9 protein-coding genes are annotated in these 11,929 nt (G+C 62.7%); 5 read left to right on the top strand and 4 right to left on the bottom strand.

Annotation, left to right across the window (positions count from 1 at the left end; all coding sequences use genetic code 11):
• Nucleotides 1-29: 29 nt before the first annotated feature.
• The 5 genes from CD932_RS24075 (at nt 30) to CD932_RS24055 (ending at nt 6,605) form a co-directional block, all read left to right on the top strand.
• A complete protein-coding gene (locus CD932_RS24075; RefSeq protein ID WP_254926751.1) occupies nt 30-2,477 on the top strand; it encodes an RND family transporter in 2,448 nt (815 codons plus the stop codon).
• 104 nt (nt 2,478-2,581) lie between these two features.
• The gene (locus CD932_RS24070) at nt 2,582-3,742 is read left to right on the top strand and encodes an acyl-CoA dehydrogenase family protein (RefSeq protein WP_094445432.1); all 1,161 of its coding nucleotides are present in this window, start codon (nt 2,582-2,584) and stop codon (nt 3,740-3,742) included.
• 80 nt (nt 3,743-3,822) lie between these two features.
• On the top strand, nt 3,823-4,602 hold the full coding sequence (locus tag CD932_RS24065) for an enoyl-CoA hydratase (RefSeq protein WP_176461122.1): 780 nt from the start codon (nt 3,823-3,825) through the stop codon (nt 4,600-4,602).
• A 225-nt stretch (nt 4,603-4,827) separates the two neighbouring features.
• Nucleotides 4,828-5,910, top strand: coding sequence for a biotin synthase BioB (gene bioB / locus CD932_RS24060; protein ID WP_094445430.1), 1,083 nt, complete (start codon nt 4,828-4,830; stop codon nt 5,908-5,910).
• A gap of 11 nt (nt 5,911-5,921) precedes the next feature.
• Complete coding sequence (locus CD932_RS24055; protein WP_094445429.1) at nt 5,922-6,605, top strand: transglutaminase domain-containing protein; 684 nt, start codon at nt 5,922-5,924, stop codon at nt 6,603-6,605.
• A gap of 41 nt (nt 6,606-6,646) precedes the next feature.
• Here the strand turns inward: CD932_RS24055 and CD932_RS24050 are convergent, their stop codons facing one another.
• The 4 genes from CD932_RS24050 to CD932_RS24035 form a co-directional block, all read right to left on the bottom strand.
• Nucleotides 6,647-7,225, bottom strand: coding sequence for a DUF2889 domain-containing protein (locus CD932_RS24050; protein WP_176461121.1), 579 nt, complete (start codon nt 7,223-7,225; stop codon nt 6,647-6,649).
• Nucleotides 7,226-7,295: 70 nt separating this feature from the next.
• Nucleotides 7,296-8,462 (bottom strand): CaiB/BaiF CoA-transferase family protein, encoded by a 1,167-nt coding sequence (locus tag CD932_RS24045; RefSeq protein ID WP_094445427.1) that lies wholly within the window; start codon nt 8,460-8,462, stop codon nt 7,296-7,298.
• Between the two features lie 22 nt (nt 8,463-8,484).
• Nucleotides 8,485-10,620: a 3-hydroxyacyl-CoA dehydrogenase NAD-binding domain-containing protein gene (locus tag CD932_RS24040; RefSeq protein WP_094445426.1), complete on the bottom strand. Its 2,136-nt coding sequence runs from the start codon at nt 10,618-10,620 to the stop codon at nt 8,485-8,487.
• Between the two features lie 50 nt (nt 10,621-10,670).
• A complete protein-coding gene (locus tag CD932_RS24035; RefSeq protein WP_094445425.1) occupies nt 10,671-11,876 on the bottom strand; it encodes an acetyl-CoA C-acetyltransferase in 1,206 nt (401 codons plus the stop codon).
• Between the last annotated feature and the right edge of the window lie 53 nt (nt 11,877-11,929).

Raw genomic sequence — 11,929 nt, 5'->3', positions numbered from 1 at the left:
ATTGGGGAGACACAATCATGGCGCATGCGATGACTGAATTCGATGATATGCCGGTCGTGGCGCAATTGCACGATTTTGATGCAAACTCCGGTTCCTGGCTCGAACGCATAATATTCAACAACCGACTGGTGGTGATTCTCGCCTGCGTGGCCGTGACGGCTGTCGCGGCGTATTTCATGGCAACCAGACTGGTACTGAACGCCAGTTTCGAGAAAATGCTGCCCCAGGGGCACCCGTATATTCAGAATTACCTGGATAACCGGAGCGAACTGGCGGGCTTGGGCAATGCCGTGCGGGTCGTCGTTGAAAATCCGGACGGCATGATTTACGATGCCCGCTATCTCGACACGCTCAGGCGCATCACCGATGATCTGACGCTGATGCCGGGCGTGGACCGCGCATGGGTAAAGTCGCTGTGGATGCCGTCGGTACGCTGGACCGAGGTGACGGAGGAAGGATTCCAGGGCGGGCCGGTGGTCGCGGAGAGTTACAATGGCTCGCCGCAGAGTATCGACCTGTTGCGGACAAATATAGCCAAATCGGCGACCGCGCAGAATTTGATCGCCGCCGATCAACGCTCGAGCATGATCGTGGTCCCGTTGCTCGAGAAGGGCGCCCGCGCTACCGAGCGTCTCGACTACCGGGCGTTTTCGCTTGGCCTCGAACGCGATATACGCGCCAAATACGAGACAGGGGCGGGGGCGGGCAAGCCCGCCGGCGAGGTCCGTATCCACATTATCGGCTTTGCCAAACTGATGGGGGATTTGATCGAAGGGGTGGTCAAAGTGGCGGCCTATTTTGGCGCCGCTGTCCTCATTTCGATGGCGTTCATTTTCTTTTATACGCGTTGCCTTCGCAGTACGCTACTGGTGATTGCCTGTTCCATCATTGCCGTCCTGTGGGAATTGGGATGCATCTCGGCATTGGGATTCGAGATCGATCCCTATTCGGTCCTGGTGCCCTTCCTGATCTTCGCCATTGGCGTGTCGCATGGCGCCCAAAAAATGAATGGCATCATGCAGGACGTGGGACGCGGCACCCATCGCCTGGTGGCCGCCCGCTATACCTTCCGCCGCCTGTTCCTGGCGGGCATGACGGCCTTGCTGGCCGACGCCGTCGGCTTCGCCGTGTTGATGGTGATCGACATTCCGGTCATCAGGTACCTCGCCTTGACGGCGAGCATAGGCGTGGGGGTCCTCATTTTCACCAACCTGATCCTGTTGCCTGTGGTCCTGTCCTATACCGGTGTCAGCCCCCGGGCCGCCGCGCGCAGCCTGCGGGCGGAACAGGCCGAATCCGCAGGCAAGGGCATGGGCCGGCTGTGGGCGTCGCTCGACCACCTGACGGAGCGCAAATGGGCGAGCGTGGTGCTCGCCGGCGCCGCAGTGGCGACTGCGGCCGGCTTTGCTGTCAGTCTGCATCTGCAGATCGGCGATCTCGATGCCGGGGCGCCCGAACTGCGTCCCGAATCGCGCTATAACCGCGACAATGCCTTTATTACCGATCATTTCGCGCTATCGAGCGATCAATTCGCGGTGATCGTCAAGACGCCGCGCGATGGCTGCCTCGATTTCAAGACACTGGTCGAGGCGGACCGGCTTGGATGGGCGCTGCAGCAAGTGCCAGGCGTGCAGGCGACGGTATCGCTGGCCGACGCCGTGCGCCTGACGACCGCCGGCGGCTACGAGGGAAATCCGAAGTGGCAGACCATCCCGCGCAATCGGGAAACGATCAATTTCGCCGGTAACCAGGCGCTGATGAATAATCCGGACCTGACCAACCGCGATTGTTCCGTGCTGCCGGTCATCGCCTACCTGACCGATCACAAGGCCGATACGCTCGCTCGGGTCACCAGCGTCGCCGCCGACTTCGCGAAAAAACATGGCACCGGCGAGCGCCAGTTCCTGCTGGCGGCCGGCAACGCCGGCATCGAAGCGGCGACCAATATTGTGGTCAAGGAGGCAAACCGCACCATGCTGCTGTATGTGTATGCCGCCGTCATCGCTTTGTGCTTTTTGACGTTTCGCAGCTGGCGCGCGGTCGTCGTCGCCGTTTTGCCACTGGCGATCACCTCCGTGCTGTGCGAGGCGCTGATGGTCGCACTGGGCTTGGGCGTCAAGGTGGCGACGCTGCCGGTGGTCGCGCTCGGGGTCGGTATCGGTGTCGACTACGCCCTGTATCTGCTATCGGTGCAACTGGCCTATCAGCGCAAAGGGTGGCCGCTGGCTGCAGCTTACAAGCAGGCGGTCCAGTTCACCGGTCGGGTGGTGGCGCTGGTGGGATGCACGCTGGGCACCGCCGTCATCATCTGGGTATGGTCGCCGATCAAGTTTCAGGCAGATATGGGTATCTTGCTCACCTTTATGTTCCTTTGGAATATGCTCGGCGCCCTGGTGCTGATACCGGCCCTGTCCCATTTTTTGCTCAACCCGAAGTCATCACAGGCTGCCGCAGGCGCTGAAATTCGCATTACATAAACCGACGTGTCGGTATATAATAAAGATGGCCGGCGTCCAGCTGGAATCGTTTCGACATTGCGGGAATTGGCTTGCGCTGCTCCATTCAAAATAGGATCCATCATATGAACATCTTTGAATTTAACGAACCGAATATTCTCAGCGAGGAATTGCTCATGATACGGGCCCAGATTCGCCGCTTCGTCGACGAGCGCATTACGCCGCGCGCCGATGCATGGGAGCAAAGCGGCCATATTCCGCGCGAACTGTTCCAGGAACTCGGCGCGCTCGGGTTTCTGGGAATGCGCCATGCGAGCCAATACGGTGGTGGCGATATGGGCTCAATGGCGTCGGTCATCCTCGGCGAGGAGCTGGCGCGTTGCAGCTACGGCGGCGTTGCCGCAGCCATCACCGTGCACAGCGACATGTCGATAGCCCACATTGCCCACCGTGGCACGCCCGAGCAAAAGGAGCGCTTTTTGCCGGCGGCGTGCGCAGGCGACAAGATCGGCGCGATTTGTGTGACAGAACCGCATGCCGGGTCCGATGTGGCGGGGATCAAGACGCGGGCGGTTCGGGATGGCGATGGTTGGATCCTCAACGGTGGCAAGACGTTTATCACCAATGGCGTCTATGGCGACATCTACGTGGTGGCCGCCAAGACGGACATCGAGGCCAAGGGCAGTCGCGGCATTTCGCTGTTCATCGTCGAAAAGGGCATGCCGGGCTTCACGGTCGGGACGAAATTTGACAAGCATGGCTGGCGCGCATCGGACACGGCGGAGTTGTTCTTCGACGATCTGCGTTTGCCTGCGGAAAATCTGCTCGGCGAAGAAGGCAAGGGCTTCTACTACATCATGAGCACCTTCCAGAACGAGCGCCTGGTCGCTGGCGCAATGAGCGTGGGGCAATGTGCGAAGGCAATCGAATTGACTGCGGACTACATGAAGACCCGGCAGGCGTTTGGCAAGACGCTATGGGATCAGCCCGTCGTGCGCAACAAGCTTGCCTGGCTGGCGGCCAAGGCTGCGGCCGCGCGCGCGCTGGTCTATTCCTGCGCGCAGATGATAGACGAGGGAAAAGATACGGTGCGCGAAGTGTCGATGCTCAAGGCGTATGCGTGCGAAACGCTGCAAGAAGTCGTGCATGGTTGCCTGCAGCTGCATGGCGGCACCGGCTTTATCATCGGCACACCGATCGAGCGCATGACGCGCGATGCGCGCATTCTGACCTTCGGCGGCGGAGCGACCGAGGTGATGCTTGAAGAGGTCGCCAAGCGGATGTGAAAAGACTGCGCCAGCGTGGATAAACTGGAATCGTTGAAGGAAGTTCTACTATGAAACGTTACCCGCTGGCCGGCGACAGCTTGCTGATCGATGTTTTTGACAAGATCGCAACGGTCACCCTGAACAGGCCATGTCAACACAATGCGCTGTCGCGCGAGCTGCGCGGCAATCTTCTCATTGCATTGCAGGCACTCGATGACGACGACGACGTCGCCGTGATCATTTTTACCGGCGCCGGCGACAAGGCGTTCTCGGTCGGCGCCGACCTGAAGGAGTTTGAGGTGGCGCCGCTGCAGCCGGAAGAGATGGGGGTCGACTGCCCGATCATGCAGGCATTCGAGAAGCTGCGCAAGCCCACGATCGCGGCCATCAATGGCTATGCCGTGACCGGCGGCTTCGAGCTGGCGGTCAATTGCGATATCCTGGTGGCCTCGACGAACGCAAGCTTCGCCGACACCCATGCGCGCGTTGGCGTTGTGCCCGCCTGGGGCCTGACGCAATACCTGGCCATGCTGATCGGTCCGGTGCGCGCCCGCTATTTGAGCTTTACGGGAAATTATCTGGATGCCGCGACGGCCAAGGACTGGGGCATGGTGCTCGACGTTCTGGCGCCCGGCGAGTTGATGCCGTACTGCCGCAAGCTCGCCAGGGACATCATCGGCTGCGACCCGAGGACGGTGCGCGATGTCCGTGCCGCGATGCGCGTTGGCCTGCACCAGACTGTTTGTCAAGGCTTGCTGCTCGAAGCCGAGCTGGCCAAGCAATCCGTGCGCCGGTTTGACGCGGCCCGATTTGGCGCCACCCGCCGGTCCGTGATCAGCCGCGGCAGGGATCAGATCGTGCCGGAGGGACCTGTCTAAGTAAGTACCAAGTAAGTACCAAGTAAGTACCAAGTAAGTACCAAGAACTGTCTAGCACAGCGGCTCGGCGCCATCGTCATCGAGCCGCTGGTGCAATGTGCATGATCAGCTGTACCTGACGCTGGTACGCGCGGCCGCGCGGCCGCTGCCAGCGCCACTTGATGCCCGACGACATTGCGGTCGGCTGCGGCCGCACGTTCAAACTTGATTGCATAAGGAACCCACATGACTCCATCCCACGCTGTCTCCTTTCACCCGCGCGTCGCACCGGTCACCTTGCCGGAGGCGGCGACGTGGCCGCTGGCCGAGGTGCTGGCCCTGTTCGAGCTGCCCTTCAATGAGCTGATGTTCCGGGCCCAGCAATCGCACCGCGCCAATTTCCCGGCGGGCGACGTCGAGCTGGCGACGCTGCTGTCGATCAAGACCGGCGGCTGCGAGGAGGATTGCGGCTACTGCCCGCAGGCCGCGCGCTACGACACCGGGGTCGAAGCGAGCAAGATCCTGGGCATTGAAGCGGTGCTCGACGCGGCGCGCCAGGCCAAGGCCAACGGCGCGACGCGCTTTTGCATGGGCGCGGCGTGGCGCAGCCCGAAGGAGCGCGACATGGAAAAAGTCGAAGAAATGGTCAGTCAGGTCAAGGCTCTCGGCCTGGAAACCTGCGCCACCCTGGGCATGCTGGAAGAAGGCCAGGCCGACCGCCTGAAAAACGCCGGCCTCGATTTCTACAACCATAACCTCGATACGGCGCCCGAGTTCTACGACAACGTGATCTCGACCCGCGCCTACCAGGACCGCCTGGATACCCTGGGGCGCGTGCGCGGTGCCGGCCTGAAGGTCTGCTGCGGCGGCATCGTCGGCATGGGCGAGACGCGCCTGCAGCGCGCCGGCCTGATCGCCCAGTTGGCCAACCTCAATCCGTATCCTGAATCGGTGCCCGTCAACCATCTGGTGCAGGTCGAAGGCACGCCGCTGCACGGTCTGGAGCCGCTCGATCCGTTTGAATTCGTGCGCACCATTGCGGTCGCCCGCATCACCATGCCGCAGGCGCGCGTGCGCCTGTCGGCCGGCCGCCGCCAGATGGGCGAAGCGGTGCAGGCGATGTGCTTCCTGGCCGGCGCCAACTCGATTTTCTATGGCGACAAGCTCTTGACCACCGACAACCCGGAGGCGCATGACGACCGTGCGCTGCTTGGAAAGCTCGGCCTGCACACCCGCGCCACGGTGCCGGGCGAAGTGCGCAAGTCCGATTGTGGGGGCCAGGAGCGCAGCGAGGCAAACCCGATGCGGCCCAATGCACGACAATATTAATCAAGGAAAATATGATGATTCATACACCGTCTGGCGCTTTTCCGCAGCCTGGCCCCCGTTATCTGGCCGCGACGCGATTTTTTGATATCGATGATGTGGCGCTGCGCACGGCGGTCAGCACCGTTTGCGCGGGAGCGCTCGACGATACCGAGCGCGCGGTACGCCTGTTCTACTGGGTGCGCGACGGTTGGCGCTATGATCCCTTTGGCGTGACGATGAGCGCCGACGCGCATGTCGCCAGCCAGGTGCTGGCTGGGGATCGCGGCTACTGTGTCTCGAAAGCGCTGCTGTTGTGCGCGGCGGCGCGCGCCGCAGGCATTCCCAGTGCCATCGGCCTGGCGGACGTGACGAATCACTTGACGAGCGAGAAGTTGAAGCAGTGGATGGGCGGCTCGACCTTGTTCATCAATCATGGTTATGCCTTGCTGCATATCGCCGGCAGGTGGCGCAAGGCCGCTCCCGCCTTCAACATCCAATTGTGCCAGCGCTTTGGCGTGATGCCGACCGAATTTGATGGCCGCGCCGACGCCATTTTGCAGGAGTTCGACCAGCACCATCGGCAGCATATGAGCTATGTCGCCGATCACGGTGTCTGGTCGGACCTTCCCTTTGAGAAATTTTCAGCGGAAATGCTGGCCGCTTACCCGAATTTGGCCGTGGCCAATGGCGATGCCGCTCATGATTTCGTGCCCTGACCGGCCGCGCGCGGCGCCAGGTGCGCCGCCATCGCCGGTGCTCAAGCCTCGTCCGGGGCCTTGTCGAGGGGGCGGTAACTGTTCGGGAAATACTGCCTGACGATCTCGCCGTCAGTGCGCAAAGCGTGGCAGCCGTTGAGCGGAGACAGACCGCGGCCCGCATCGCCTGGCGCGTCGGGATCGAACTGCGTCGAGTCGCCCCAGAGCGCCTGGAACATGGTGGTCGCGATGGGCGGCAGCAATTCAGTCATGTGCGAGCAACCGGCCGTGCCCCGGAACAGGCGCTTGATACGCTGCACGAAGCCCGGTTCAATGCGTATGCCGATGAGTTGCCGGTAGTTGGCGGCGATGGCGCCGCAGATCTTGTACGGGCTGTGCGTGGTCAATGCCACCGCGTCGCGGATCGTCATGTTCTTGTCGATCGTCAGGCGCAGCGTCATTTCGTGGATTTTTTCATCAGGCTGCAGTTCGCCGCGTTCGGGCAATCTGACGCCGTAGGGCTTGGTGTCGATCAGTGTGCCTTCGACGTCGATGCAGTCATCGTCGCGCGCATAGGCGATGCAGGTGATACGTCGAACGTGCAATACGCGGCGTTCCGGGCTATGGTCGGTGCTATTCATCTTCGATGCCTTTCGTGTTGTGTCGGCCCGCGTACGCGCTGGCGCCGCGTCGCATGCGGCGCCAGTGCCGCTACGTGCCTTGCGCCGCGTGCGCCACATTGGCCAGCAGCAATGCGGCAATTTCCTCTGGCGAGTAGCCGCAGGTTTCCAATAGGCGCACGGTGTCCCGTCCGGTCGCCGGCGCCGGCGCGGGCACGTCGCTCGGGGTCCGTCCGAAGCGCGGCGCCGGCGCCGGCTGCATGGTGTCCTGGTAGGGAACAAAGGTCGCGCGCGCCACATTGTGCGGGTGGTGCGGCGCTTCGTCCATATCGAGCACCGGGGCGAAACAGACATCGCTGCCCTCGAGCAGCTCACACCAGGCTTGCCGTGTGCGCGATTTGAACAGCAGGGCCAGTTTGACCTTCAAGGCCTCCCATTCGGCCGGATTCCATTGATGCCGGAATTGCGGATCGTCGATGCCGCATTTCTGTAGCAAGAGCTTGTAGAATTGCGGCTCGATCGGGCCTATCGACACGAATTTGGCGTCGGCGCATTCATAGACGCCGTAGAAATGCGCCGTGCCGTCGAGGAAGTTGCTGGAGCGTTCGGTGTGCCACTGCCCTTTCGCTTTCAGTCCATAGAGCGTGGCCATCAGCAAAGCCGCGCCATCGGTCATCGCCGCATCCACTACTTGCCCTTGCCCGGAGCGCCCGGATTCAAGCACCGCAGCAAGCACGCCAAGCGCCAGCAACATGCCGCCGCCGCCATAGTCGCCGACCAGGTTGAGGGGCGGGGCGGGCGGACGGTCGGCCGGGCCCATCGCATGCAGTGCGCCGGACAAGGCGATGTAGTTGATGTCATGTCCGGCCGCTTGCGCCAGCGGACCGGACTGGCCCCATCCTGTCATGCGCCCGTACACCAGTTTGGGATTGCGTTCCAGGCAGCGCTCGGGACCGAGTCCGAGTTTCTCGGTAACGCCCGGGCGATAGCCTTCGATGAGGATGTCGGCCCGTTCGACCAGGCGCAGCACCACATCGATGGCGCGCGGGTCCTTCAAGTCCAGGGCAATGGAGGCGCGGCCGCGGTCGACGATGCCGTCATTGATCATCATCTCGTCCAGCGCTCCCGGCTGGCTCGATGGTCTGCGGTCGATGCGGATCACCGTCGCGCCCATATCGGCCAGGATCATGCCGGCAAAGGGGCCAGGGCCGATGCCGGCCAATTCGACTACTGTCACTCCTGTCAGTGGTCCAGCCATGGTATGTCCTTTTCTGATGAGATCACGATGGAATGTCGTCGAGATAGCGCGCGCCGCGCGCCGCCATCTCGCGCAACTGGGGCGGCACCGCAAAGCGCGGGCCATGCAAGGCGGCCAGGCGATCGCACTCGGCCACGAAGCGGGCCGCGCCGATAGTGTCGATCTGGCTGATGGCGCCGCCCAGCGCCGCCGGGAAGCCCCAGGCCAGGATCGAGCCGACGTCCGCGTTGCGGGCGCTGACGATGCCTTCGGCCACGCAGCGCGCCGCTTCCACCGATTGCACGTACATCATGCGCTTGCGCACCTCGTCGACATCGGGTTGTTCATCGGCGACCGGAAAATGTTGGGCCAGGCCGGGCCACAATTGCTTCTTGCCGCCGGCCGGGTGATCGTAAAAGCCGCGCCCGCTCTTCTTGCCGACACGGTCGAACTGCTCGATCATTTTTTCAAGTACCGGGTCCTGCGGCTGCCGGACGTAGCTCTCGCCAAGGTCGGCCTTCGCGGCCTGCAGGGTCTTGTACATCAGCTCGATGGAGAATTCATCGACCAGGGCCAGTGGCGACATGGGCATGCCAGCCATCCGCGCCGCGTTTTCGATCAGGATGGGATTGACCCCTTCGTCGAGCATGGCCATGGCTTCGTAGGGGAACAGCGCAAAGGCCCGGTTGCAGTAGAACGAGCGGCAGTCATTGACGATGATCGGCGTCATGCGCAGCTGTTTCACGAGGTCCATCGCCAGGGCGATGGTGCGGTCGCTGGTCTGCTTGCCACGGATGACTTCCACCAGCGGCATGCGCTCGACCGGCGAGAAAAAGTGCATGCCGACATATTGCTGTGGACGCGATGAAAATTCGGCCAGGCTACTGATGGGAAGGGTGGAGGTGTTCGTCGCAAAGATGGCGCTGTCGGATAAAAATTGCTCGGCCTTGCGGATCACTTCCACCTTGACCTCACGGCTTTCAAAGACCGCTTCGATCACCAGTTCGCAATCCTTGAGCGTGCTGAAGTCGGCGCTTGCGGTGATGAGCGACAAGGTCTGGTCACGGGCCTGCGCGGTCAGCCGGCCCTTCGCCACTTGGGCGTCCATGGATTTGGCGGCGTAGGATTTGCCCTTTTCCGCAGCGTCGAGCGAGACGTCGAGCAAGACGACGGGCAGACCGGCGCGCGCGGCGACGTACGCCAGGCCGGCACCCATCATGCCCGCTCCAATCACCGCAATCTTGCTGTAGCGCATGGAAGGCACGTCGCGCGGACGCTCGGCCAGAGCGTTGGCGGCGCCGATCGAATAGAACAGGGTGCGTATCATGTTCTTGGTGGTGGCGGACGTGGACAGTCGCGCGAACTGGCGCTGCTCGATCTTCAGGCCGGTGTCCAGATCGACCTGGCAGCCATCATGGACGCTGGCGAGGATCGCCTCGATCGCCGGGTAAAGCCCCTGGGTCTTGTTGAGCACGCCCCCGCCGATGGCGGCGAACAGCTGTTGCACTGCGGGCGTCTGGACTGTGCCGCCGGGAAACTTGAATCCCTTGGCGTCCCACGGCCGGATGGCGCTGCGCGGACCTTCGGCGAGCAGCCATTGCTTGGCGCGGACCAGCAGCTGGTCGGCCGGCACCACTTCATCGACCAGTCCGGCGGCCAGCGCGGCGGCCGGCGCCACCTTGCGTCCTTCCGTCAAAAATGGCAACGCCTGTTGAATGCCGATCATGCGCGGCAGCCGTTGCGTGCCGCCGGCGGCCGGCAGCAGGCCCAGCGACACTTCCGGCAAACCGAACTGTGCTTTGGGATTGTCCGCCGCGATGCGCCGGTGGCAGGCCAGGCAGAGTTCGAAACCACCGCCCAGTGCGGTGCCATTGATGGCCGCGACAAACGGTTTGCCGCAGCGCTCCAGATCGCGCAAAATGCGGCTGATCGGGCCGCTTGTCGCCATCGACTCTTGCGCCGTCTTGATGGCGCCCAGCAGGGCCAGATCGCCGCCGGCCACGAATTCCGGGCGGCTCGACGTGACGATCACACCCTTGACCGCGGCATCGGCGATCGCGCGTTGCACGGCCTCGCCAAAGGCCAGGATCGATGCGGCGTTCAATACGTTCATGGGGCGATCGGCAACGTTCCATGCCAGGGTCGCGATGCCATCCTCATCTACTCGGTAATCAATCATGCCTGTTCCTTCAATAAATTATGTTCGTCAGTGGGGGCGATGCGTGCGCCTTACAGGCGCTCGATCACCATCACCGAACCCATGCCACCGCCCACGCACATGGTGATCAGGCCGGTGGCGAGATCGCGCCGTTCGAGTTCATCGAGAACGGTGCCGATCAGCATGGCGCCGGTCGCGCCAAGCGGATGGCCCAGGGCGATCGCGCCACCGTTGACGTTGACCTTGTCGTGGGGGACGCCAAGCGCGTCCATGAAGCGCAGGACCACCGAAGCGAATGCTTCGTTGCATTCGAACAGGTCGACATCGCTGGCGTTCATGCCGGCGCGGCGCAGCGCCATTTCCGCAGCGGGAGCGGGGCCGGTCAGCATGATCGTGTGTTCCGAGCCGACCGTGCCGAACGAGACGATGCGTGCGCGCGGCTTCAAGCCCTGAGCCTTGCCCGCCTCTGCGCTGCCAATCAGCACCGCCGCCGCCCCATCGACGATGCCTGAGGAATTGCCGGCGTGGTGCACATGCTCGATGCCCGCCAGGTGTGGATAACGCTGCAGGGCGACCCCGTCGAAGCCGAGCTTTTCGCCCAGGGTCAGGAAAGAGGGAGCGAGGGCCGCCAGCGTCTCGAGCGTCGTATCGGCCCGGAAATGTTCGTCCCGGTCCAGGATCACGATGCCATTGACGTCGCGTACCGGCACGACCGATGTGAAGTAGCCGTTGGCCCACGCGGCAGCGGCGCGCCGCTGGCTTTCGACGGCGTAGGCATCGACGTCACGCCGGCTGTGCCCATACAGGGTGGCGATGAGATCGGCCGAAATACCTTGCGGGATCATGCGATGGCCGAGGGTAATCTGCGGATCGGTCACCCATGGCGCGCCCGAGGTGAACATCGGTACCCGCGACATGCTTTCCACGCCGCCACCGATGATCAGCTCGGCCTGGCCGGCCTTCACCATGGCAGCGGCGAAGTTGCAGGCTTCCAGACCGGAGCCGCAGAAGCGGTTAAGCTGAAGGCCGGGGACCTTGGGATCGAAGCCGGAGGCGAACACGGCGGCCTTGGCAATGTTGGATGCCTGTTCGTTGACCGCTTCGACGCAGCCCAGGATGACATCATTGAGTTGCGATGTGTCGAGATTGTTGCGATCACGTATTTCGCGCAACACGTTCGCCGCCAGCCGGGCCGACGGGACTTCATGCAGGGCACCGGAAGCGCGACCGCGTCCTCGGGGCGTGCGTACTGCGTCAAAAATGTAGGCTTCAGTCATTTTTCTACCTTTTCTCAATCCACAATGTAAAGATACGCCAGCGCGTATGGCGG

It is taken from the genome of Janthinobacterium sp. PC23-8, assembly GCF_002250505.1.
GTDB lineage: Bacteria > Pseudomonadota > Gammaproteobacteria > Burkholderiales > Burkholderiaceae_D > Janthinobacterium.
The sequence above is the reverse complement of the archived record's forward strand: the minus strand, read 5'-3'. Positions and strand labels throughout refer to the sequence as shown.